The organism is Pedobacter sp. T50_32, from assembly GCF_057652195.1.
Map to the genome: position 1 here is coordinate 314,086 of NZ_JBYFBY010000002.1, position 23,823 is coordinate 337,908.

Annotated in this window: 19 protein-coding genes; 9 read left to right on the forward strand and 10 right to left on the reverse strand. The window is 37.6% G+C overall.

What is annotated here, in order from left to right:
- Nucleotides 1-137: 137 nt before the first annotated feature.
- From AC23ME_RS06765 to AC23ME_RS06775, 3 genes are all read right to left on the reverse strand, one after another.
- A complete protein-coding gene (locus AC23ME_RS06765; protein WP_487726996.1) occupies nucleotides 138-983 on the reverse strand; it encodes a ubiquitin-like protein in 846 nt (281 codons plus the stop codon).
- 209 nt (nucleotides 984-1,192) lie between these two features.
- Nucleotides 1,193-4,561 carry a choice-of-anchor Q domain-containing protein gene (locus tag AC23ME_RS06770; RefSeq protein WP_487726997.1) on the reverse strand — a complete coding sequence of 1,123 codons (3,369 nt, stop codon included), beginning with the start codon at nucleotides 4,559-4,561 and terminating at the stop codon, nucleotides 1,193-1,195.
- A 113-nt stretch (nucleotides 4,562-4,674) separates the two neighbouring features.
- A complete protein-coding gene (locus AC23ME_RS06775) occupies nucleotides 4,675-6,393 on the reverse strand; it encodes a hypothetical protein (RefSeq protein ID WP_487726998.1) in 1,719 nt (572 codons plus the stop codon).
- Between the two features lie 141 nt (nucleotides 6,394-6,534).
- Between AC23ME_RS06775 and AC23ME_RS06780 the strand changes: the two genes are divergently transcribed.
- The 3 genes from AC23ME_RS06780 (at nucleotide 6,535) to AC23ME_RS06790 (ending at nucleotide 10,127) form a co-directional block, all read left to right on the forward strand.
- Complete coding sequence (locus AC23ME_RS06780; protein ID WP_487726999.1) at nucleotides 6,535-7,359, forward strand: CvfB family protein; 825 nt, start codon at nucleotides 6,535-6,537, stop codon at nucleotides 7,357-7,359.
- Nucleotides 7,360-7,411: 52 nt separating this feature from the next.
- Nucleotides 7,412-8,431 (forward strand): bestrophin family protein, encoded by a 1,020-nt coding sequence (locus AC23ME_RS06785; protein ID WP_487727000.1) that lies wholly within the window; start codon nucleotides 7,412-7,414, stop codon nucleotides 8,429-8,431.
- Nucleotides 8,432-8,546: 115 nt separating this feature from the next.
- The gene (locus tag AC23ME_RS06790) at nucleotides 8,547-10,127 is read left to right on the forward strand and encodes a Na+/H+ antiporter (RefSeq protein ID WP_487727001.1); all 1,581 of its coding nucleotides are present in this window, start codon (nucleotides 8,547-8,549) and stop codon (nucleotides 10,125-10,127) included.
- Between the two features lie 328 nt (nucleotides 10,128-10,455).
- Here AC23ME_RS06790 and AC23ME_RS06795 read toward each other — a convergent pair whose 3' ends face one another.
- The 4 genes from AC23ME_RS06795 to AC23ME_RS06810 all read right to left on the reverse strand — a co-directional run bounded on the left by AC23ME_RS06795 (nucleotide 10,456) and on the right by AC23ME_RS06810 (nucleotide 13,749).
- Nucleotides 10,456-11,622, reverse strand: a complete 1,167-nt coding sequence (locus AC23ME_RS06795; RefSeq protein ID WP_487727002.1) for a trans-sulfuration enzyme family protein — start codon at nucleotides 11,620-11,622, stop codon at nucleotides 10,456-10,458.
- Between the two features lie 78 nt (nucleotides 11,623-11,700).
- A complete protein-coding gene (locus tag AC23ME_RS06800) occupies nucleotides 11,701-12,120 on the reverse strand; it encodes an OsmC family protein (RefSeq protein ID WP_487727003.1) in 420 nt (139 codons plus the stop codon).
- Between the two features lie 77 nt (nucleotides 12,121-12,197).
- A complete protein-coding gene (ispE, locus tag AC23ME_RS06805; RefSeq protein WP_487727004.1) occupies nucleotides 12,198-13,001 on the reverse strand; it encodes a 4-(cytidine 5'-diphospho)-2-C-methyl-D-erythritol kinase in 804 nt (267 codons plus the stop codon).
- A gap of 163 nt (nucleotides 13,002-13,164) precedes the next feature.
- Nucleotides 13,165-13,749, reverse strand: a complete 585-nt coding sequence (locus AC23ME_RS06810) for a DUF1287 domain-containing protein (protein WP_487727005.1) — start codon at nucleotides 13,747-13,749, stop codon at nucleotides 13,165-13,167.
- 127 nt (nucleotides 13,750-13,876) lie between these two features.
- Between AC23ME_RS06810 and AC23ME_RS06815 the strand changes: the two genes are divergently transcribed.
- The 6 genes from AC23ME_RS06815 to AC23ME_RS06840 all read left to right on the forward strand — a co-directional run bounded on the left by AC23ME_RS06815 (nucleotide 13,877) and on the right by AC23ME_RS06840 (nucleotide 21,857).
- Complete coding sequence (locus AC23ME_RS06815) at nucleotides 13,877-14,968, forward strand: DUF695 domain-containing protein (RefSeq protein ID WP_487727006.1); 1,092 nt, start codon at nucleotides 13,877-13,879, stop codon at nucleotides 14,966-14,968.
- Between the two features lie 226 nt (nucleotides 14,969-15,194).
- Nucleotides 15,195-15,989: a thymidylate synthase gene (locus AC23ME_RS06820; protein WP_487727007.1), complete on the forward strand. Its 795-nt coding sequence runs from the start codon at nucleotides 15,195-15,197 to the stop codon at nucleotides 15,987-15,989.
- Between the two features lie 96 nt (nucleotides 15,990-16,085).
- Nucleotides 16,086-16,574, forward strand: a complete 489-nt coding sequence (locus AC23ME_RS06825) for a dihydrofolate reductase (RefSeq protein WP_487727008.1) — start codon at nucleotides 16,086-16,088, stop codon at nucleotides 16,572-16,574.
- A 127-nt stretch (nucleotides 16,575-16,701) separates the two neighbouring features.
- Nucleotides 16,702-19,659 (forward strand): protein translocase subunit SecDF, encoded by a 2,958-nt coding sequence (secDF, locus tag AC23ME_RS06830; RefSeq protein ID WP_487727009.1) that lies wholly within the window; start codon nucleotides 16,702-16,704, stop codon nucleotides 19,657-19,659.
- Nucleotides 19,660-20,126: 467 nt separating this feature from the next.
- On the forward strand, nucleotides 20,127-20,642 hold the full coding sequence (locus AC23ME_RS06835; protein ID WP_487727010.1) for an acyl-CoA thioesterase: 516 nt from the start codon (nucleotides 20,127-20,129) through the stop codon (nucleotides 20,640-20,642).
- A 15-nt stretch (nucleotides 20,643-20,657) separates the two neighbouring features.
- On the forward strand, nucleotides 20,658-21,857 hold the full coding sequence (locus AC23ME_RS06840) for a cation:proton antiporter (RefSeq protein ID WP_487727011.1): 1,200 nt from the start codon (nucleotides 20,658-20,660) through the stop codon (nucleotides 21,855-21,857).
- Here AC23ME_RS06840 and AC23ME_RS06845 read toward each other — a convergent pair.
- The 3 genes from AC23ME_RS06845 to AC23ME_RS06855 form a co-directional block, all read right to left on the reverse strand.
- A complete protein-coding gene (locus AC23ME_RS06845; protein WP_487727012.1) occupies nucleotides 21,854-22,375 on the reverse strand; it encodes a hypothetical protein in 522 nt (173 codons plus the stop codon). The two genes, AC23ME_RS06840 and AC23ME_RS06845, sit on opposite strands and share 4 nt — an antisense overlap.
- Before the next feature lie 104 nt (nucleotides 22,376-22,479).
- A complete protein-coding gene (locus tag AC23ME_RS06850; RefSeq protein ID WP_487727013.1) occupies nucleotides 22,480-22,893 on the reverse strand; it encodes an EVE domain-containing protein in 414 nt (137 codons plus the stop codon).
- 58 nt (nucleotides 22,894-22,951) lie between these two features.
- Nucleotides 22,952-23,758, reverse strand: a complete 807-nt coding sequence (locus tag AC23ME_RS06855; RefSeq protein WP_487727014.1) for an alpha/beta hydrolase — start codon at nucleotides 23,756-23,758, stop codon at nucleotides 22,952-22,954.
- Nucleotides 23,759-23,823 lie beyond the last annotated feature (65 nt).

Consider the following 23,823-nt stretch of genomic DNA (forward strand, 5'->3'; position numbering starts at 1 on the left):
GGTACTAATTCCTGCTTTCACTTTTAGTCCTCTCCCGAGGCAAGCTCGGGATGCGGGCTAAGCCGTTCAATCAGGTTTATAAAACTTCTTTTACCTTACTATCAAAGTAACGCCTGCAAAACGCCATTAGTACTGCCCTATCTCTTCATTATTCTAACCGTTTCTATTTTACTACCAATTAACTTTATCACATAAAACCCCGACGATTGCCTACTTAAATCAAAAGAAACCTTATGGTCGCTATTGGATAGCTTTTTCACTAGCAATTCCCTTCCCACCATATCTATTAGTCTAGCTTCGGTAAAGTTGTGGGCAGCCAAATCTATACTTACCTCAGTCTTTGCAGGGTTTGGATAAGCAACTAACCCAGCATCAGCTACGCTAAACCTAATTGCTTTCTCCGCTAAGTGGCTCTGCGTACCATTGTAGTCAAGTTGCTGTAAACGATAGTAGTTAATACCCTTAAATGGTTTTTGATCTTCGTATACATATCTATTTTCTTGTAAAGTAGTACCTGCACCATTAATTCTCTTCAGCTCTTCAAAGCTTTTACCGTCTACACTACGACTAATTATAAATTCTTTATTGTTTGTTTCAGATATAGTGTACCAATTAAGCTGAACACCATTATTATGCACCTTTATTGCAAGCTCTCCAAAACTCACTGGCAAGGGATCATCACCTCTAAGTCTTAGCACTAAATGTAAAGTACTTTCCTTCTGAATATTGTAATCAGACAGTGTCCTCCCGTCTTCAAGCTGCTTGCCTGCATAAATTAATCGTTGCTGATTTACAGGTATGCCCTCTTTATCTTGTATCTTCTGTTTAACTTGCTCTATAGTATCACCTGCTTCAACTTCTAATGTTATCGTTTTGCCTGTAAGCGTTTTTATAAAAATCTGCATGGCCTGAATATCAAGCGCTATAAGCATGGTGATTGCAAAAAGAGCGTATTTTAGCGAGAGTTTTGGAAAATTTAGCATTTGGTAAGGATTTTATATCATCAAAATTCTAAAAATAATTCAATTAAAAACAATTATTGGCGTTACAGTATCGTTACAATTGTTTGAAAAACTATTTGATCTCGAATATCTTAGTTTCAAAATAAAACCAAACCAAAATCATAGCCAGCAATGCCAAAATAATCAGTAACACTAGTAACCTTTTAGCTTTCATTTATCGTGTAATCAACCTAGTTCCTTATCAGTTTTAAACTCTTTTTGCTCTCGCCCAAAAGTTCTATAAAGTAAATGCCTTTTGGTAAATGAGAGAGGTTAAACGTAATAAGCTCTTGTTGGTTTAAAATGCGCTTACTGATTAATTTTTGCCCATAAACATTCATTAATTTTACTTCTCTGTATGTAGCATTCCCAAAATCTACATTTACCAGATCAGTTGTTGGGTTTGGATAAACTTTTACTTCTATTGCCGACAAGTTAAAATTGATTACCTTATGGCCTAATACCCTATCGGCACCATCTATATCAACCTGTTGTAATTGGTAATAATTTAGTCCAGGTAACGGTGAGCTATCTTCATACGAATAGTCTGTTAAACTACTCGAGTTGCCTTTTGAAGCAACACGTGCTAAGGTTGTAAAAGTTTTTCCATCTGCACTTCGGCTTACAATAAATGCTGCATTGTTTATTTCGGCAAATGTATTCCACTTTAGCAACACACCCGAGAGATGTTTGTTGGCATTAAACTCACCGAAATTTACTGGCAATACTGCTGGCATTTCGTAGGCACCTAAATCTATGTTGGTTCCTTCTACACGAGAACTGCCTGCCAAATCTGTAGTAATTGACGATAAATCTGGCGTTTTACCATTATCGAAGACTGTCTTATCTCCAGCATTTATTGCCGGACTGCCAGTCTGTAATCGAAAATCTGTGGCGCTCATAAATTTAGGACCTTGGGTGATGACATTCTCAGCATCGTAGTTAAGTCCGCTTGCACCTGGTGAATAATCTTTCACTATTGATTTTGATACCTTTAGTTTATCCTGTCCGGTGTTAAAACTTGCTATTTCATCTATTCCGTTAGCAGACACTGTCGAATTATCCCAAATAATGCTGTTTCTTATGCTTCCTCCAGAGCCGATATCAAACATTAAACCACCACCTTTGCCTGAATTAATATTTTGCGCTTGATTGCCAGTAACGGTTACATTAGTTAACGTAGGAAATGATGAAGCATTAAACATTGCACCGCCATCTCTTTCGGCTACATTATGGTAAAAAACCGAGTTGGTAAGTACTACATTAGACGAAAGATTGAAAAAAGCACCACCAGCCCCAGCTACGTTACCATTAAACATACAGTTATAAAATATGGCAGCAGAAGAAAAATTGCACACAGCACCTCCCAATCTTCCCCCGTTAGTAAAATTACCTACAAACTCACTACCATAAACGGTTGGACTTGAATTACTGTTCATCATGCCAGCGCCACCACCTTCGTCGCCCCAGCCGCTTCCATGAATATAAAACGCCAAGTTACTCGCAAACCTACAATCGCTAATGGTTGGATTAGCGCCACCAGTATTGAGCATACCCGCTCCAAAACCATAATTAACATAATTACGTTCGAAGCTACAGTTTTTAATGCTGTAGCTTGCACCAACATTGCTTAGACCAGCACCATTACGTTGATGAACTTGCAGTCCGTTTACAGCTACATTATTATTACTGTTGGCATTGCCACCTCTTACATAAAAGCCGTCCAACTCGGCGCTGCCCATTTGCCCGGCAGCAATAACTACGTTATAAGCATTTTCAGAATTACCGACAATTTCAAGTGTTGCACCGCTACCCGTTACCACATCATTGTTGTTAAAATCGCCAGTTAAAATAGTCTGATTTAATGATGGATTTCGCTCTGCCACCAATGGACTTCCAATTGTTGGAAAACCGCCTAAAAGCTTTACATTATTTACTAGCAAAAATGCGCTATTTCTTCCTGCAGCTTCGCCAAAATTAGCGTTAGCAGGACTGTATAAAGGTTTATAAGTACCACCTGCAACCCAAATTTCTTTAATTGCAGTACTGTTTTTTGCGGCCACTAGCGCATCGGCCAGTTCTGGAGCAGCATTATCCCAATCATTAGCTAAGAAATTGCCATTACCGTTTTCTCTTACATAGACTATACCATTAGCATCAGGTACGGGAATAGGTGCATAAGCACTTTCGTAAGCACCTAAGTCTACGCCGCCTTTTTGTAAGCGTGAATTACCTGCTGCATCTTTATTAGTAGCTAAATTTACGCCATAAAGTGCATTGCTGCCCCTGCTTATGAGCAAACTCGTCTTTTTCAACGCTAAACCATCATCGGCTGTGCCAAAAAAACCGTCTGCACCCTCAGGGTTAGCTGCATTTACAAACTGAGGGTCGTTATTTGCCGCTGTGCCATCTATATTGCCATCTGTATTTCGGTTTACACCCTTTTGTAAGCTATACTTATAAACTGGAGCGCCGGCATTTAACAATTGAACATCGTCTGCTTGACCGCTGCCCCATAAAATAGAGTTAATAAACGTAGTAACCGTGGCAGAGTTATAAATTGAACCGCCGCTAGATTGATTATTGTAAAATGTGCAATTGATAATATCTTGGTATTTAGTGTTTCCGCTAAAGCTATTACGGATAGCAGCACCATACTCGGCCTGATTTGAAATAAAGAGACAATCTGAAATACTAGGTAAACTATTAGTGCCTGTATTGAAAATGCCACCACCGCCATTTTGCCCTGCAGTAGCAGTAACCGTATTACCAGAAAAAATACATGCTTTTATTACCGGCATGGCATTTTCATTGTAAATACCACCGCCCGAAGCAAAACCTACATTATTTAAGAACACACAATTAGTTATAGTAGGGCTGCTCGACAAATTTGCCATACCACCGCCTTTCCCATAAATATTATTGGCATTTCCTACGCCCATTAAAATTGTATTTGCTTTAAAAGTACAATTAGTAATTAATGGAGAAGCCGAAGTTTCGTTTAACATCCCAGCGCCATAGATATTGGCATTATTTGGGCTTAGTATGCCTTGAGTGATGGTGAACCCGTCTAAAACCGAAGCGGTATTCAATATCATATTTCTATTATGAATTACCCTATTTCCATTCCCTTTTAAAATGGTTTCTTGGGCATTCCAATTCCTATTGCTCATATTTGGCGTGCCTGTATTTGGAAAACCACCATATATTTTCACGCCTTGCTTCATAGAAAAGCTAGCATTTAATGCTGGTTGATATTCGCCCTTGGCTACCCAAACCTCCTTTACACCAGCTTGGTTGATAGCGGCTTGCAAATTGCCAGTAGCGTTAGCCCAACTACTGCCATTGCCCGTTGCACTTTGCTTCACATAAATAATACCATCAGCATCTGGAGCCGCAACATTCGAAATACTTTTCAGCGTACATTCGTTAACTGTTACGCTTAAATTAACTTCCACATTATCAGAAAATAGAGAAGCATCGATTTTAACTTTGGCAAAGGAACTTGCAACAATTAGCACTAACACTAACATTGCCATCAATAATTTTTTATGTATCATAATTGCGCTAAATAGAAATTCAATTTTGTATTGATAAACACAAAACTGAGCACAATTGACAACCTAAACAAGGTTTTGGGGCGGACAAAAAGCGGACAAGTAAAAATAATTGGCTAAACCAGCGACAGGATATAAGTTTCTAGGGTTTGATCGTGTAAAACCGGAAGCTTTTGCTTTAACCGTCGTTTGCTTCTGCCTACGCTTTCTGTACTAATCCCTAAGGTACCTGCAATTTCCTTATTGTCTAATTGTAGAAATATCAAACTAGCCAAACGTTCTTCGGCCGAAGACAAATTAGCCAAAACGGTTTTAAGTCGAGGATAAAACATCGGATAAACTTTATTAAAATCTTCCCTAAATTTTATCCACTCGTCATCGGTCACCAATATATAGGTCAGCAGTTTTTTCCCAAGTTGCTTATCGTCTAAATCATTTTCTAGAGCGATTTTTTGCAACGATTGTCTTAAGTTCACTATCAACTGATCTTTTTCTATCATTTGCGTGCGAAACTGTTGTAGGCTATTTTTTGCCTTATCTACTTCGGCTTTTGCCTTCGAATTTTCGAAAATAATACGTTGCCTATCTAACTTGCTTTTAAGCATTTGCCTATTGTACAATAGCCACGCAAAAACAATAAACACCAATATGCAAATGATGATGATATTTCTGGTCTGTTTTAGGTTGGTGATATTTTCGTTAGCGATTTCTAAGCTCCGTTGTCCTTTATCAAACAACATCCTAGAGTTCATGGCGGTAAGCTTTCCTTCGTTTACCATTGCTGCCTGTTCTAGTAGATATCGGCCATATTTATCCTGATAACTTAATACGCTATCGGCTTCACCCAATTTAGCATAGCCAGAAACAAGTCCGTTTACAGCCTTAATTTTCTCTTCCAATTGACTACTTTTTACAGCAGCAGATAACGCCTTTTTAAATGAAAGGCAAGCAGCAGAAAACAATTTTTGCTGAAAGAAATACTCGCCACGCATATTTTCTGCCAGTGCTACGTTATTCCATTGTTCGTGCTTCAAAGCCACGGCTAAATGTTCATTGATCAAAGGCCAAGCTTCAGCTAGGTTTCCTTTATAAAACATACATCTACCAATATTTCCGTTGGCTATTGCGGTCCAAAGCTCACTAGCTCCAGATCCGTAAACAGAAGATTTAAGTGTATCTATAATTTGCTCGTAGTAATTTATAGCCTTATCGTATTTATGTAACGCAATGTAAGAAGCGCCAATTACATCTAGCTGGAAGATGTAAACCATAGGATCCCAATGCTGCGACTTCATATTTCTAAACGCTAAACATTTTTTCCCATGCAATATACTTTCCTCAAAATCTTGGGTTTTATACAGCGCTATACTTGCGCCAAAAAATCGGTTCTGCACAAAAGAAAAATATTCAAAGCCAATCTTTTTCTGTAGTTCTAACGCCTTTAAATTATAGAGCAGATATCCGCCTTCATAATCTAAATCAGCCGCCAAAGCATAAATTTCAGCTAGCAATTGTTCATCAGCCAAATTACGGGCTAACTTTATTGACTTAGCCACCATTAGCGTATCTTGCTTAGTTAAAACATAGTGAAATTCTCTTTTACCTAACACCTTAAACATGTAGATACGAGATTGCAGGCGATCATCTTTACTGCTAGCTATATATTTATCCAGTCGCTGCGAAATGTCAATAAACTTTTCTCGATTGTATTGCGTTTTTAAGCTGAGATATGTTTCCTCTGCCCTCTGGGTCTGTGTTCTATCACTTACAGACCAAGCTTTTAAAAAAGCCTTGACATCTTCTTCTTGTGCAACACATGATAAACTCAGTAACAATAGGCAGAGAAAAAAAACTAGTGATCGGAGCATAATTGAAGGATATCTTAACCAAAGATAATAATCGTAAGTGTTTTAAATACTAACTCTGAGCTAATCGCTTTAATGTTACTATCTTTGCCACATTAGTTTTATATATAGATGATAGCAATAGGTAAATACAATAAACTGCGAGTAGCGGCAAAAAACAGTCAGGGGTTAAGTTTAACAGATGGTGAAAACGAAGTGCTTTTACCATTTTTGGAAGTTCCGAAAGGTGTTGAGCTTGGCGACGATGTAGATGCTTTTGTTTACCTCAATAAAGATGGTAGCACCGTTGCCACCTTAAAAGAAGTTTTGGCAACAGCCGATGAATTTGCCCTTTTAACCGTTGTTAGTGTAAATGACGATGGTGCTTTTGTAGATATAGGTGTAGATAAGGATGTTTTTATCCCTCGAAGAGAACAGAAAAAACCTATGGAACTTGGCGAAAGTTATGTGGTTTTTGTTTTCCTAGATGACCAGTCTAACCGATTATTAGCTTCTTCTAAAATAGACGAATTTGTTGCTCACGATGGTTTTGATTTTGAGGAGGGCGACAGTGTTGATTTGTTAATTGTAGATAAATCAGACTTAGGTTACAACGCTATCATCAACGATGAATATATCGGATTGCTATATCATAATGAGGTATTTTCTAACGTAGAACCCGGGCAAAGAACTACCGGCTGGATCAAAACCATAAGAGTAGACGGCAAAATAGATTTAACTTTACAGCCATCGGGTTTTGGACACGTACTGGAAACCAAAGATTATATTTTAGAGGAACTGAAAGTTGTTGGCGAAATTAATTTAGGCGATAAAAGTACGCCAGAGGAGATTTACAACAGATTTCAGGTAAGTAAAAGTGCATTTAAAAAAGCAATTGGCGGTTTGTACAAAGAGCGTTTAATTACACTTTCCGACCATCACATTAAGTTGAACTAGAACAGTTACTTCTAATTCATTACTTTTATAGCCTCAAAATTTTCATCTACCAATGATTGTTAAAAAGACTATTTCCCTAAAAGGCATCTTCGAATTTGCTGGCCATCATTTTTATTGGCTCAGTTGTTATATGCTCATCATCGCAGTTTTGTATAAAATTGTAGGTTGGCACTGGATTTCTATCCCATGGTTACCGGTATCTCTTGTAGGTACGGCGGTAGCATTTTATGTTGGCTTCAAAAATAACCAATCTTACGACAGAGTTTGGGAAGCTCGTAAAATTTGGGGCGCAATTGTAAACAGTAGCCGAAGTTGGGGCACCATGGTAAACAACTATACTCGCAACAGCCAACATCCAGAGGAAGAAATTAATGCCATCAAAAAAAGATTGATTTACCGCCACATTGCGTGGTTGTACATTTTAAGGGAGCAACTATTGGTACCAACGCAATGGGAGCATGTAAGTTTAAAGCACCTATTTGGAAAAATTGCTGCAAAACGCAGAGAGCAAATTGGAATTGGTCAGTTTAAGGATTTCTTAAATGAACGTCAAACTCAAAATTATTTTGCTGATGGAGCACTTTGGGAAAATACAGCCAATCCGGCTACTCAAATCATTCATCAACAGGGGAAAGAACTAGCTATTTTAGAAGAAAAAGAGATAATGCACATGCGTAAACAATTGGATATGCAAAACGTGCTTAATGATTTTTACGACCATCAAGGAAGAGCAGAACGGATTAAAAAATTCCCAATACCGAGACAATATGCCAATATGAGTTTCATTTTTAACTGCATATTTATTGGCTTATTACCGCTAGGTATTGTAGCAGAATTCGCAAAACTTGGCGAAGCTGGTGTGTGGTTAATGATACCTTTTGGCACAATTGTAGGGTGGATTTACGTAGTAATGGAACTAATTGGCGATTATTCTGAAAACCCTTTTGAAGGCTTAGGCACTGATATCCCAATGCTTTCTATTTGCAGAACCATTGAAATTGACTTGTTACAAATGTTGGAAGAAACGGATATTCCAAAACCAATACAACCTGTCAACGATATTTTGATGTAAGCGAAACATCTTGTTTATTGCGTTGGTATTCACCATGCCAACGTGTAAATATTTTTGCTAAATTTATATTAGCCTCAAAAACCAAACAACGATTTATTAAAAACATCCTTTCCTAATGCATACCTATTTACCGCTTTTTTTAGCCATGATAGCCGCTATTGTGCTGCTTAATATGTGGGCTACAAAACTTAGAATTGCCTATCCTATTTTGTTGGTAATTGCTGGTTTATTAGTCAGCTTTATACCTGGCTTACCTGTTATACGAGTTAATCCAGATTTGATATTTTTCATATTCCTTCCACCGCTTTTGTTTGAGGCTTCTTGGGCGGTATCGTTTAAAGAGATGAAAAAATGGTGGCGAATTATTGGCAGTTTTGCATTTTTAGTCGTGTTTTTCACAGCTTTATCTGTGGCTTTGGTCACCAATCATTTCATCCCAGGTTTTACTATCGCTCTGGGCTTTTTACTAGGCGGAATTGTCTCTCCGCCAGATGCGGTAAGTACTGGTGCTATTATGAAATTTGTTAAAATTCCTAAATCAACATCCGCCATTTTAGAGGGAGAAAGTTTGTTAAACGATGCCTCATCATTAATTATTTTTCGCTTTGCGTTAGTAGCCGTAGGTACAGGCCAATTTATTTGGCAAAGTGCCGCACTTAGTTTTTTATGGATGGTAATTGGCGGTGCCGCAATAGGCTTGGTATTGGCTTGGCTATTTGTACAGGCACATAAACGTTTGCCTACAGATGCACCTTCGGATATCGCATTGTTATTGATAGAACCTTATTTAATGTATTGGATTGCTGAACAGTTACACAGCTCTGGGGTAATGGCAGTGGTTAGTGGCGGTTTATTTATGTCTATGAGGCGATTGACCTATTTAAATAGTGCCAGCAGAATTAAGGGCTACAGCGTTTGGGAAAGTTTTGTATTCATTTTAAATGGCATTGTCTTTATGATTATCGGCTTAGAACTACCCGAAATTGTAGAAGGAATTAGGGCACAAGGCATACCATTAAGCACGGCAATTGGCTATGGAATATTGGTAACAGCTGTATTGATTGGTGCTCGAATGATTAGTTCTTACGCTGCATTGGTGGCTACTTTTCTTTTTAGACGAAGCGTGATGCCACAGGCTTCATCGAACCGAAGACGCTGGCTTATGCCATTAATTTTGGGCTGGACGGGAATGCGTGGCGTAGTTTCGCTGGCTGCAGCTTTGGCAATTCCAGTAACTTACGATGGTGTGCCCATTCCTCATCGAAACCTCATCTTGTTCATCACATTTGTGGTTATCTTACTTACTTTGGTAATTCAAGGTCTTACGTTGCCTTACATCATTCAACGCAATAGCTTTTTTAAGGAAGCATCTAACACCGAACATGAGCACACTGCTAGACAAAAAATGAAGCAGGGGTTGATGCAACACGTTTATATCACTTTAAAAGAAAAATACGAAAATGAGCATTTGGGGAATGTTGAGATAGAAAAAGTTCTGAAGCAATGGGAAGAAAGAGCGAAAGCAACCGACTACAGTGCAATGAGTGCAGCGAATAAAGCCATTTTTGTTGAGTTGTTGGAAAGTCAGCGGGAGTATTTGTCTGAGCTAAATAAAGACCCAAAAATAGATGAAGAAATTATTCGTCAGCAGCTTTATCAGATTGATTTGGAGGAAGAGAGATTGAAGATTATTTAAGGGAAATACTTAGTTTACTTTCGCTAGCGATAGCGCTTCTTCCCTTCGTTCCGCTATTTTTCGGTCTCTTATTTTTCGGTTTATACCAATAAGCCAAAGCACTTACTTCGAAAGAAAAATAAGCAACCGAGAGTTTTTGTTACTTTTTGCGGTCAAAAAGTAAGAGCCCAGCGGCGGCGAGCTAAAAAAGCGCTTTATATCCTCTAATCACATAGCTTTAAGATTGCTTCGTACCTCGCAATGACGGAGCGCATAAAAAAGGAGCAAATTATTTTGCTCCTTTTTACTTAATACTAACTGAAAACTGCCAACTGAAAATTGCTAACTGTTAACTGCCAAGCGCTTGCTCTATATCTTTCAAAATATCGTCAATATGTTCTAAACCGATAGACAAACGGATAGAACCTTGCTCAATGCCAACAATATTACGTTCTTCTTCGCTTAATTTGCTATGTGTACTTGTCGCTGGATGCGTAGCGATAGACCTTGTATCCGCTAAATTTGCAGAAATCGAGAACATCTTTAAGCCATCCATAAAATTACGGGCACCTTCTACACCTCCATCAACTACGATAGTCACAATTCCTCCACCCTGTTTCATCTGCTTTTTAGCAATTGCATACTGCGGGTGCGATGGCAAAAATGGATATTTTACCAACTTAATTTTCGGATGTTTCTCTAAGTACTCGGCTACTTTCAAAGCATTTTCGCAGTGTCTATCCATACGAACAGCTAAAGTTTCCAAGCTTTTCGATAAAATCCATGCGTTAAACGGAGAAAGAGATGGACCACTGTGACGAGCAAATGCTACCACATCAGCAATTAAAGCTTTGGTTCCTAAAATAATTCCACCTAAAGCACGTCCTTGGCCATCAATATATTTAGTTGCCGAATGGATTGAAATGTGTGCACCTAATTTGATAGGTTGCTGTAAATAAGGTGTAGCAAAACAGTTATCAACCACTAATAAAGTGTTGTATTTCTTCGCTAAACCAGCTAAAAACTCCAAATCAATAATATCAATTCCCGGATTAGATGGCGTTTCTACGAAAATGATTTTGGTATTCGGCTTAATCAAAGCTTCCCAATCTTGTGGTTTATCTAAATCAGCATAATCAAAAGTTACACCCCATTTAGCAAAAACGTTGGTTAACAATTGATGTGTAGAACCAAAAACCGAACGACTAGAAACGATATGGTCGCCGCTTTTTAAGAATGCAGCAAAGGTGGTAAAAATTGCCGCCATGCCTGTAGCCGTGGCAAAACCATCTTCCGCACCTTCCAACAAAGCCATCTTTTGAATAAACTCAGAAGTATTTGGGTTAGAATAACGACTGTAAACGTTTCCTTCCTTTTCATTAGCGAACAAAGCACGCATTTCCTCTGCATCGTCAAACTTGTAGCTCGATGTTAAGTAAATAGGTGCAGAATGTTCTTTGTGCGAACTTCTTTCAGTTTGAGTGCGTATAGCGATGGTTTCGAAATTATCAGACATTTTTTAGTATTGAGATATGAGTATTGAGATATGAGATAAGTTGCAAAACGTCCAGCCTTACACCCTATGCCTTCAACCTCAAACCTTATTAATAGTATATGTAAAATTTATAATTGCCGACCTGCCCAAGATGTTTGAAACAGAGCAATATTTATCAAAAGTCATTTGGAGCGCACGTTCTACTTTTTGAACACTTACATCTCCGAACAGGTTAAATTGAATATCAATTACGTCGAAAATTGCAGGAACTTCTTCTTCTTTTCTAGTAGCCTTGATATTGATTTTTATATCGTTCAATTCTTCCTTTTGTTTGTTAAGGATATTCACCATATCAATCCCACTGCATCCGCCTAAGCCAATCAACAACATTTCCATCGGACGAAAGCCTTTCCCTTCTCCTCCTATGGCCGGTTTTGCATCCAACTCAACGGTAAAACCACTTTCATTTTCTGCTTCAAAATTAAATTTCCCGCTTTTGCGGATTAGGTTGATTTCCATCTTTTTAAAAGGCTTAAAGCTAAAAGCTCAGGGCTTAAAGCTTTCCTGTTACATGCTTTCTGCTTTAGGCTTTCAGCTTATAAATCGTAAAAAACTAAATTTTCTTTCTCCAATTCTGGTAGTTTTACTTCTTTTTCGAATATCGCGAATACAGAAGAACCGCTACCGCTCATGAGCGCAAATTTAGCCCCTGCTTGGTAAAGCTTTGTTTTTATTCCGTCAATTTGTGGATATTTTTCAAAAACAGAAGGCTCAAAATCGTTGAAAATGTGAGCTTGCCAATCTTGTAATGGCAAATGTATCAAATCTTTTAAAGAACTGGAAGGCTGTTTTACGTTTACTTTACTGTAAGCCTCTACTGTTGAAACGTGTATCGGAGGTTTAACCAATACCAAGTAATAAGCAGAAAGGTCTACCGAGAGCTCCTCAAATTCATCGCCTTTGGCAAAAGCATAAGTGGGTTTATTTTTGATGAAGAATGCACAGTCTGCCCCTAGTAGCCTCGCATAAGCCTCCATTTGCTCATCTGTTAAGCCTAGCTCAAACTTCTGATTAACCAATTTGATTAAAAATGCAGCATCCGAACTTCCGCCACCCAAGCCTGCTCCGACTGGGATATTCTTTAGCAACACAATTTGTTGGTTGGGCAGGTTGAAATCCTTTTGCAGTGTTTGAAATGCCTTAAAGCAAATGTTATCAGTAGTATCGCCAGGAATATCAATGCCTTTAATCAGCATCGATGTTTCTTCCGCATCTACCAATTCTACTACATCGTTGATTTTAATGGGATAAAAAACGGTCTGTAGGTTGTGGTAACCATCAGTGCGTTTTTCGGTAAGAAACAAGCCTAAATTTATTTTTGCGTTGGCAAATGTTAACATCTTTTTGATTTACGATTGACGAAGTACGATTTTAGAATTAATTAAACACAAAGGCACGAAGAACACTAAGTTTTTATTTTTTATGCCCATAGCAACAAAGATACGAAGAGCGCTAAACTTTAAGACTTGCAAATCGTAAATCTAAAATCGTAATTCGTAATCACTATAACTTGTAAGTATAATGTCCAATAATTTTCCAAGCAAATAAGATATCTTCTGCCACTTGCCCACCTCCAATATTATGCACCAGAAGATAGCGTTTTCCATCTGCTGATTTTTTATTGATAACCAATCCGATGTGCAACTGTCGTCCGTTCAAATCCCAGCACACAATATCTCCTGGCAAATAATCTGCAGCATTTTTAGTCATCGGTTTTTTAGTTCCTTTTCTACCGAAGAAAACCATCAAATTAGGTACACGTCTATGGTCAATATTCCTGTCGGTAGATTTACGCCCCCAGTTTTTAGGATACAATTTGAAATTAGCTTTCATATCTTCATGTACTTCCTTTTGTAAATCTGTACCTAACTTGCGGTAAGCCCTAATCACTACGTCGGTACAAACTCCTGTACCCGCTGGCACATCACCATTGGGATAGGGAATTTTAACATAAGCAGGGTCGTAAACTATTCTGCTATTGATAATTGAAATTCCGGCATCAGAAAGTTTTAAGGCTTGGGGACTTTGAGCGAATAGCAAATGAGCATTCAGCCCAAATATTATTAATAAGACTAGCTTCCTAAACATTGTAATAGATAGATTTTAATTATTAGGCTAATATAACTAGTATGTTAATGTTTTAAGCTATGCTTTAATTATTTTATTCATTCAAAAACTTTAACATATATTGGTAAAGCATTTAGACATTATCGCTATGAATTTTTTAAAAAACATTTTCAACAAAAAAGAACAGAAGATTAATAATTACGAAGATTTCTGGACTTGGTTTCAAACTCAACAGAAATCTTTCTTTGATACAGTTAAACGAGGAAATGATATTGAAAAAAACTTTTTTAACAAGCTCTCGCCTAAGTTGAGGGAATTAAAAGACGGCTATTATTATTTAACTGGAATGCTGGATGACCATATTGTGGAACTAGTGCTAACAGCTGATGGCGACTTAAAGAACATCGTTTTTATAGAAGAACTTGTAAATGCAGCACCACAAATGGATGGATGGAAATTTACAGCACTTAAACCTGCCTTAAGCATAGAAAATGTAAACATCAGAATGGGCAGCTATGAATTTACGGCAGACAACATATTCTTTTATGCCAATAATGATGGCAACCATCCAGATGAGATAAACATATCTGTTATACATAATGATCTAAGCAAAGAAAACATTGACCAAATAGATGTTGGTGTTGGCATTTTTTTAGACAACTTTTTGGGCGAACTTAATTTTGTTAACCAAATAGACAATTACAAACTCATTGCAAAGCATGAAGCTACAGAGGAACTTGTTCCGATAACTAAACTGAAAGATTTTTTAATTTGGCGAGAGAAAGAATTCATCGAAAAATACGAAGGCATTAGATACAATACCGAACAAGACAACTATGCTATGTTTGAGGCAAGTTTAGAAAACGACAATAAACTTTTAGCTGCAATTAACACAGATTTACTTAAATGGGACAGAAAAGCTTCGCATCCATGGGTGGGAATTTTAACATTTAAGTACAAAAACGATAGAAATGGTCTTCCAAATGATAAAGATTACGAACTCCTAAATTCGATAGAAGACGAATTGATGGAAGAACTGAAGGACAAAGAAGGTTATCTTAACATTGGCAGACAAACCGGTGCAAATGAAAAAGATATTTTCTTCGCTGGAAAAGATTTCAGAAAACTATCAAAGGTGTTCTTCAAAACTCAACAAGAATACGCTGGCCATTTTGAAATTGAGTATGATGTTTACAAAGATAAATATTGGAAATCTTTCAAAAGATTTTACAAACATTAAAACACTGTAACGAGCTAAATTGTGGCCTAAAAGTTTGATGTGGAAAACTGTAATTAAGTGCCCGCTTTATTTTCGTTAGTTTTGTGTTCATAGTTACGGACTTTAATCGACGCGTCCTTCGAGCGAAACATCGTGTAGTCGAGAAATCTTTAAGTATATCCAAAGATTTCTCCATTACGCTGAGCTTCAGTCGAAATGACGACCGTAAAACTGTTAAGATTAAAACATGAAACAATATTTAGATTTGATGCAGCATGTGCTAGATACTGGCACACAAAAACACGATAGAACGGGAACAGGCACCATTAGCGTATTTGGTTACCAAATGCGTTTCAACTTACAAGAAGGTTTCCCAATGGTAACCACCAAAAAACTGCATTTAAAATCTATCATCCACGAGTTGATTTGGTTTTTGCAAGGGGATACCAATATCAAATACCTAAAAGATAACGGCGTACGTATTTGGGATGAATGGGCAGATGAAGATGGAAATTTAGGTCCTGTTTATGGTTCACAGTGGAGAAGCTGGCCAACACCAAACGGCGGTCAAATCGACCAGATTAACCAAATCATCAATACCATTAAAAACAATCCAGACAGCAGACGTATCATTGTTTCTGCTTGGAATGTTGCCGAAATTGAGAACATGGCTTTGCCTCCGTGTCACGCTTTCTTCCAGTTTTACGTAGCAGATGGAAAGTTGAGCTGTCAGTTATACCAACGCAGTGCGGATATCTTTTTAGGCGTACCTTTTAATATTGCATCGTACGCTTTGTTAACGATGATGGTTGCACAGGTTTGCGGCTTAGAAGCTGGAGATTTTGTTCACACTTTTGGCGATGCACATATTTATAACAACCACTTAGAGCAGGTAAACTTACAATTGAGCAGAGATCCCAAACCTTTGCCAACTATGAAAATCAACCCTGAGGTTAAAGATATCTTCGATTTTAAATTTGAGGATTTTGAATTAGTAAACTACGAAGCGCATCCGCATATTAAGGGAGCAGTAGCTGTGTAAATTTTCTCGCCCTCCCTGTCATTCCGAGGCACGAGGAATCTAATTGGATTCTTCACTACGTTCAGAATGACAAGGCGGCTAAACTGTTTTGAAAGAATGAACCAAACAACCATCGTTGTCGCCATATCATCAAACAACGCTATAGGCAAAGACAACCAATTACTTTGGCATTTACCTGCCGATTTAAAACACTTTAAGAACATCACCTCTGGGCATACTATAATAATGGGTCGCAAAACTTACGACTCTATTGGTAAGCCACTTCCCAACAGAAGAAATATTGTAATTACCCGTAAAGAAGGTTTACAGTTAGATGGTGTAGAAGTAGTAAATTCTCTAGAAGAAGCTTTATCGCTTTGCGAAGAAGAAAAACAAATTTTTATCATTGGCGGGGCTGAGATTTACAGACAAGCCATCTCGCTTTGCGATAAAATTGAATTGACCCGTGTACACCAAGAATTTGATGCTGATGCTTTTTTCCCTGAATTAGATAACGAAACTTGGATAGAAGTTTGGAAGGAAGATCATTTGCCCGACGAAAAGAACAAATTTGCTTACACTTTTTCAACTTTAGAGCGACGTTGATACAAAATCAAGTCTTTTAGCCACTTGTCCCAACAAAATTACAATTAGAGGTTCTATTATTTAAAAAAATAATTAGATTTGCCGACTTGTTAAAAAACAGCTTATTATAAAATAGATTAAACAAACAATGCAAGGTAAAGGTTTTATAAAATTTATGGCGATCCTTCTGGGTATCGTCTGTCTGTATTCACTTTCTTTCAACATCATTACTTACAACGTAGAGAAAAAGGCTAAGGAATTTGCAAAAGGTGATGAAGCAAAAGAGAAAGCGTACTTAGACTCAATGGCTACCGAAAAGGTATATCCAGTATTGGGCCTTACCTACCAACAAGTAAAAGGCAAAGAAATTAACTTAGGTCTAGATCTAAAAGGTGGTATGAACGTTACCATGGAAATTTCTTTAGCTGAGTTGACAAAATCATTAGCGGGTAACACTTCTGATGATAATTTCAACAAAGCATTAGCCAATGCGCAAACACAAATGAATGCTGGTGGTAAAGATTTCATTGCATTATTTGTAAGCGAATACGAGAAACTAGTTCCAAATGGTAAATTGGTAGATTTCTTCGCTAACCAAGATAATACGGCACAGTTAAAAGCTAACGCTAGCAACAACGAAGTAAAATCTTATTTAAGTAAAGAAGCTAACAGTGCGATAGATCGTTCATTTATTATCTTACGTAGCCGTATCGATGGCTTCGGTGTAGTTAGTCCTAACATGCAGAAACAAGAAGGTTCTAACAGGATCTTCATTGAGATGCCAGGTATCCAAGATAAAGAGCGTGTTCGTAAATTATTACAAGGTTCTGCAGAATTACAATTCTGGCAAGTATATCAGTCGCAAGAAGTTTATCCTGTTTTAGATAACATCAACAAAACACTTGCTACAACTTTAAAAGATACAGTAACTAAAACAGCTGCTGCAGACACTACTGCAAAAGGTGGTAAATTAGCTGGCTTAACAAAAGGTGCTACTACCAAACCTGCAGATACATCGGCAGAAGCTAAAACTGCAGAAGCGCAAAAAGCTAACCCATTATTTGCAGTGTTACAACTTCCTGTAGGTTTAGATGCTAACGGACAACAACAATTTATCCCTGGTCCGGTAGTAGGTAACGCATTACAAAAAGATACTGCAAAGGTAAATAACTACTTAAGCAAACCAGAAATCAAATCTTTGATCCCAACTACCATGAAATTCATGTGGGGATTAAAACCTAGAACTGGCACTAAAGTTTTCGAACTTTACGCAATCAAAGTTGCTTCGTTAGATGGCCGCCCAGATTTAAGTGGTGATGCTGTCGCTAACGCTCGTGATGGTTTCGATCAAAACAACAACCCTGATGTAACTATGTTCATGACCAGCGAAGGTGCTGCGAAATGGAAAAAAATGACTGCAGAAGCAGCTGCTGATCCTCAAAACAAAAAAGCAATTGCTATTGTATTAGACAACACAGTTTACTCTGCTCCTACTGTACAAAACGAAATTCCTAACGGCGTTTCTTCAATCACTGGAAGTTTCACTAAAGAAGATACTAAAGATTTAGCTAACGTATTAAAAGCTGGTAAGTTACCTGCTCCAGCTAAAATTGTTTCAGATTTCGTAGTTGGTCCTTCATTAGGTCAACAAGCTATTGATAGCGGTTTAATCTCATTCGTACTGGCTTTCGTGGTAATTCTTGCTTTCATGGCATTTTACTACAACAAAGCAGGTTGGGTAGCTAACATCGCATTGCTGATCAACGTATTCTTTATTATGGGTATTTTAGCTGCATTTGGTGCAGTATTAACACTCCCTGGTATCGCGGGTATCGTTTTAACCATCGGTTTATCGGTAGATGCCAACATCCTTATCTTCGAGCGTGTTCGTGAAGAATTAGCCTTAGGCAAATCAACCAACGTAGCTATTAGAGAAGGTTTCAAACATGCAATGTCTTCTATCTTAGATGCAAACATTACTGTATTCATCTTAGGTGTTATCCTATTTGTTTTCGGTTCTGGTCCGGTACAAGGTTTTGCAACTACATTATGTGTGGGTATCATCACTTCACTATTTGCAGCGGTATTGATCTCTCGTTTGATTTTCGAATCAATGATGGACAAAAAAGCGAACATCACTTTCGATAACAGCATTACCCGCAACGCATTTAAAAACTTAGCATTCAACTTCGTTGGACGTAGAAAATGGTACTACATCATTTCTGCAGTAATTATTGCTTTAGGTGTTGTTTTCTATGTTAAAAACGATGGCTTACACTTAGGTGTAGACTTTAAAGGTGGTAGAACTTACATGGTGAAGTTCGACAAGCAACTGAACACCGAAGATGTATCTAAAGCATTATCAGCTAACTTCGAAGGTGAAGAAGCTTTGGTTAAAACTATCGGAACAGACAATTCATTAAAAATTACTACACCTTACCACATCACAGACCAAGCGCCAGACGCAGATAAAGTTGTTGAAAATGCTTTACGTAAAGGTTTAGACGGCCTAGGTGCAAAATATACAATCGAAAGTTCACAAAAAGTAACACCAACCATTGCTAGTGATATCATTTACAGTGCTTATGGTGCCGTATTGTTCTCATGTATCGTGATGTTTATCTACATCTTGGTACGTTTCAAGAAATGGCAATATGGTTTAGGTGCTGTAATCGCATTATTCCACGACGTGTTATTGGTACTTTCGTTCTACACTATTTTAGACGGTGTATTGCCTTTCCCACTAGAAATTGGTCAAGATTTTATTGCGGCAATTCTAACGGTAATGGGTTATACCATGACAGAAACTGTAATCGTATTCGACCGTATCCGTGAGCGTTTAGCAGAAGCGGGTAAAGAAGATATGTACGGTGAAGAACGTAACAAACTAATCAACTTTGCATTAAACAGTACTTTAAGTCGTACTATTTTAACATCGTTGTCTGTATTCTTCGTGTTAATCGTAATCTTCATTTTCGGTGGCGATAGCATCCGTGGGTTTATCTTCGCTTTATTAATTGGTCGTGTCATCGGTACATATTCATCACTATGTATCTCTACCCCAATTGTAATCGACTTATCTAACGACGATAAGGCTAAAAAGTAATTGAAAACCAAATCATAAATCTTAGGTCCCGATGCAAATCGGGACTTTTTTTTGCATATAAAACACTAAGAAGTTAAGTACAAGTAAGACTTAATTATCTTCATTTCTTAATGTTTAGAAGCTTGAGAACTTTATTTGAAAAGCGAAATACTGCAACAAACAAAGTCACTCCCGCTATCCGCTTTACTTATTGGCAAACACACAGGTTTGCCAAACGTGTTCGCTCCTATCGGGTTTAAAATGCAAGTGATGTGCAGAGGTTTACGTTAATTAAACCCGGTTGAAGCGGAAATACTTTTTGTAGCAGCTAATCCTTTCAACGCAGTAACATTCGCAAAAAGATTGCAGCGAAAAACGGGACATTCCTACCTAGCAAGGCACAGCAGAACATTTTCAAGATATAAATAACAAAAGTGCATCAAAAATTTATCTCGCAACAACGAGCTAATTTCAGTAATTTAGCCAGCATGAGTTCAACTGTTAAAAACCCTAGCCACTCGTTTACCATAATGAATGAATTGGTGCTACCCAACGACACCAATACCCTAAATAATTTAATGGGTGGCAGGTTATTGCATTGGATGGACATTGCTGCTGCAATTTCGGCGCAAAAACATTGTAATAGCATTGTGGTTACTGCATCGGTAGACAATGTATCTTTTAAGCAACCTATTAAGCTTGGCGATGTAGTAACGATTGAAGCCAAGGTGACAAGGTCTTTTAACACTTCAGTAGAGGTACGTTTAGACATTTGGGCTGAAAACATTCCATCGGGAACGAGGACAAAATCTAATGAAGCTTACTATACTTTTGTAGCGGTAGACCAAACGGGTACAAAACCAGTACCAGAGCTACAACCAGAAACCCCAGAAGAAATAGAACTTTTTGAAGGAGCGTTGCGCCGTAGGCAATTACGTTTGGTTTTGGCTGGCAAAATGCAACCAGAGGAAGCTATTGAGCTAAAAGCATTGTTTTCTAAATAAAATAGGTAATGTGATATGACCACCTATACCGTATTAATTATTTTAAGTGCGCTGGTTATTTTCTCTTACCTTTTCGATTTGGTGGCGAGCAAAACCAAACTACCTTCTGTTTTATTACTACTGGTGCTGGGTATAGGTTTAAGATTATTGGTAGATAAACTACAAATACACACGTATAATTTCCTCCAAATACTACCAACCTTGGGTACGGTGGGTTTAATTCTGATTGTATTTGAAGGCTCTCTCGAGTTAAAGTATGCGAAAGACAAAAACAGTGTCATCAAAAGTGCATTTTTAGCTGCCTTACTCATACTGGTGGCTACGGTAGCTGCCATCACTTTTATCATTTACCAAATTACCGGAAAGGAGCTTTACCTATGCTTTGTCAACGCCATTCCATTCAGTGTAATTAGCTCTGCTATTGCCATTCCATCGGTGGCTACCATTAACAAAAAAAGTAAGGAATTTGTGATTTACGAGAGTTCGTTTTCAGACATTCTCGGTATCATCCTGTTTAATTTCGCAGTATCAAACCAACATATAACAGTAGGCTCATTTGGAGAGTTGGCAGTTAATACCATCTTAATTTTATTGCTATCTGTAGTGGCCTGTGTTACCCTTCTCTATCTAATGGGCAGATTAAGGCATCATATCAAGTTCTTTTTGATTATATCAATCTTAATTTTGGTTTACGCCATTGGGCAATCGTTTCATTTATCAGCATTGGTGCTGATCTTATCATTTGGTTTATTCCTAAACAACGCAGATACAATTAAACATGCCTGGTTCAGATCTGTTTTTATCTATAAAAACCTAGCCAACGATCTTACACAACTGCATCAATTATCTGCAGAAACTGCTTTTATCATTAGAACTTTCTTTTTCGTAATTTTCGGCTTTACGATGAATATTCAGCAGCTTAACGATTTTGTAATCATTGCCAATGGATTAATCATTTTAGGAAGTATTTATGTCATTAGATTTGCCTATCTGTACTTCTTTAAAAGAGAACACGTACTACCAGAAGGTTTTGTTACCCCTAGAGGTTTAATTAGTATTTTACTCTATTACAATTTACCACAACACATGAAATTAATGGAAATAGGCACACCATTTTTATTTATGGTAGTGTTGGGTTCTAGTTTAGTTATGAGTATCGGATTAATGGCTACAAAACGTAAAGAACAAATTTCGGAATTAGAACAGAGCCATTAGTTGTTCACGTGCTGTATAGGTTCTGAGTGATTAAGGTACTTCTCTAAACGATAAAAATTATCCTTAAAATATTGCTGGTTTCCTTTAACTCGTAAGGTAAGTTTCTTATTAGCCAGTTCTGAAAAACCACCAGCTGCAGTGCCAATTACTGCACCGCTGGCCGCTAAAAGAGCCGTAAGCTTGGCCATATCGGCTGTGTTTTCGCCGCTTTCATCTAAAGACCAGATAGCACCGCCGAGTCCTGCACCAATTAATGTGCCGCCAGTTAAACCATTGAGCAGTGTAAGTCCGCGTTTTTTTACTTTTATCTTTTTAATATCGGCTGTCCTAAAAATGATATAGTCACCCTTTTTATCTTCAATCCCAATGCCTTCGGCATTAATTTTCTTTAAAAAGCCTTTAGTGGTTTTAAATTTATAAGAGTATACTTTTACTTCGTAATCGCCAATATTCTCTATTTGTGCGCCACAAGTGAGGTGAAGTAAGAGAGCGCAGAAAAACGTTAAAACAATTTTCATTTGATGTTGTTTGGTGTATCTGTTAGATACAATACCAATGCCAACATTACAACATATTGTTTTAAGGTCGGCATTTAACAAAAATTTAACGTTTCAGAGGGAGATCAACTTCCCATTTCTAAGATCTTATCAAACTCGGTAGCTTTTAAAGGCATTACAGATAAACGACCTTGGCGCACTAAAGAAATATCTTTTAAGCTTTCTTCCGCTTTGATCTGTTCAAGGGTTACTGGATTTTTCAATGCTTCTACAGGCGCCAAATCTACCACTACCCAATTAGGATCTGGTGTAGTTGGATCCTGATAAAATTCTTTAACTACCTTGGCCACTCCCACTACGTGCTTGCCTTCGTTACTATGATAAAACAATACTAAATCACCTTCTTTCATCTCTTTCAGGTTATTGCGAGCTTGGTAGTTACGTACGCCATCCCAAAAGGTACGGCCATCTTCATTAAATTTATCCCAACTGTATTTAAACGGCTCCGACTTTACCAGCCAATATTGTGTTTTTTTCATGTTAAAACGAATGTTTTGAATTCACCGACAAACTTAAAACTTTGTCTTCATTTATCTACTACTCTTTAAAATTTGCCTTAATAAACAACAGTTGATAATGAATTGCATCTGCCCAATATTGCCAAGTATGTCCGCCAGGGTTGGTCATAAATGTATGTGGTATGTTATTGTAGGCAAGTTTCTCGTGCAAGGCTACGTTAACTTTATAAAAGAAATCTTCAGTACCACATTGAATAATTAATGCTAATGAATTAGGCGCTACTAAATTGGTGAGATTAATCACGGAGGCATTGTCCCATTGCGAAGGCTTAGCAGCATAAGTTCCTAACAGTTTCACCATATCCCAATTATTTGGGAAAGGCCTAATATCAACCCCACCACTCATACTCCCGGCAATGCTAAATACATCCTGATGCTTAAATGCCAAATACAATGCACCGTGTCCGCCCATACTTAAACCTGTTATTGCTCTTCCCTTCTTATTTGCAATTGTTTTATACTTTCCGTCAATCCAATTCACCAGTTCTTTGGCTACGTAGGTTTCGTATCTAGAACTAGGTTCCTCTGGGCTATCTAAATACCAACTATTGAAATTCCCGTCTGGACAAACGACTATTAATTGATGCTGATCTACCAAATTCTTTAAGGTTGGCACTTTTGTAATCCAATTAGCGTAGTTACCAGAATAACCATGCAATAAGTAAACCACTGGAAACTCCTTTTTATCGCTATAATTGGCCGGCGTAATTACTACAGCCTTAATTTCCTTTTTCATCGATGGGCTGTAGGTTTTTACAGTATCTACATTGGCGGCAAAAGAATTTAAGCCAAAAAACATCAGTAGCAAAAAGAAGATTTTATTCATGTGTATCTTATTATTTAATTACCTGAGAAGGCTGTTGAATATAGAGATTATTTTGAAATAATTAA

Excerpts from the sequence above, each read along its gene's own strand:
- AC23ME_RS06765 (WP_487726996.1), bottom strand. The coding sequence starts at position 983 with ATGCTAAATTTTCCAAAACTCTCGCTAAAATACGCTCTTTTTGCAATC.
- AC23ME_RS06785 (WP_487727000.1), top strand. The coding sequence starts at position 7,412 with ATGATTGTTAAAAAGACTATTTCCCTAAAAGGCATCTTCGAATTTGCT.
- AC23ME_RS06825 (WP_487727008.1), top strand. The coding sequence starts at position 16,086 with ATGAACCAAACAACCATCGTTGTCGCCATATCATCAAACAACGCTATA.
- AC23ME_RS06810 (WP_487727005.1), bottom strand. The coding sequence starts at position 13,749 with ATGTTTAGGAAGCTAGTCTTATTAATAATATTTGGGCTGAATGCTCAT.
- AC23ME_RS06790 (WP_487727001.1), top strand. The coding sequence starts at position 8,547 with ATGCATACCTATTTACCGCTTTTTTTAGCCATGATAGCCGCTATTGTG.
- ispE (WP_487727004.1), bottom strand. The coding sequence starts at position 13,001 with ATGTTAACATTTGCCAACGCAAAAATAAATTTAGGCTTGTTTCTTACC.
- AC23ME_RS06800 (WP_487727003.1), bottom strand. The coding sequence starts at position 12,120 with ATGGAAATCAACCTAATCCGCAAAAGCGGGAAATTTAATTTTGAAGCA.
- AC23ME_RS06770 (WP_487726997.1), bottom strand. The coding sequence starts at position 4,561 with ATGATACATAAAAAATTATTGATGGCAATGTTAGTGTTAGTGCTAATT.
- AC23ME_RS06795 (WP_487727002.1), bottom strand. The coding sequence starts at position 11,622 with ATGTCTGATAATTTCGAAACCATCGCTATACGCACTCAAACTGAAAGA.
- AC23ME_RS06820 (WP_487727007.1), top strand. The coding sequence starts at position 15,195 with ATGAAACAATATTTAGATTTGATGCAGCATGTGCTAGATACTGGCACA.
- AC23ME_RS06835 (WP_487727010.1), top strand. The coding sequence starts at position 20,127 with ATGAGTTCAACTGTTAAAAACCCTAGCCACTCGTTTACCATAATGAAT.
- AC23ME_RS06815 (WP_487727006.1), top strand. The coding sequence starts at position 13,877 with ATGAATTTTTTAAAAAACATTTTCAACAAAAAAGAACAGAAGATTAAT.
- AC23ME_RS06780 (WP_487726999.1), top strand. The coding sequence starts at position 6,535 with ATGATAGCAATAGGTAAATACAATAAACTGCGAGTAGCGGCAAAAAAC.
- AC23ME_RS06855 (WP_487727014.1), bottom strand. The coding sequence starts at position 23,758 with ATGAATAAAATCTTCTTTTTGCTACTGATGTTTTTTGGCTTAAATTCT.
- AC23ME_RS06840 (WP_487727011.1), top strand. The coding sequence starts at position 20,658 with ATGACCACCTATACCGTATTAATTATTTTAAGTGCGCTGGTTATTTTC.
- AC23ME_RS06845 (WP_487727012.1), bottom strand. The coding sequence starts at position 22,375 with ATGAAAATTGTTTTAACGTTTTTCTGCGCTCTCTTACTTCACCTCACT.
- AC23ME_RS06850 (WP_487727013.1), bottom strand. The coding sequence starts at position 22,893 with ATGAAAAAAACACAATATTGGCTGGTAAAGTCGGAGCCGTTTAAATAC.
- secDF (WP_487727009.1), top strand. The coding sequence starts at position 16,702 with ATGCAAGGTAAAGGTTTTATAAAATTTATGGCGATCCTTCTGGGTATC.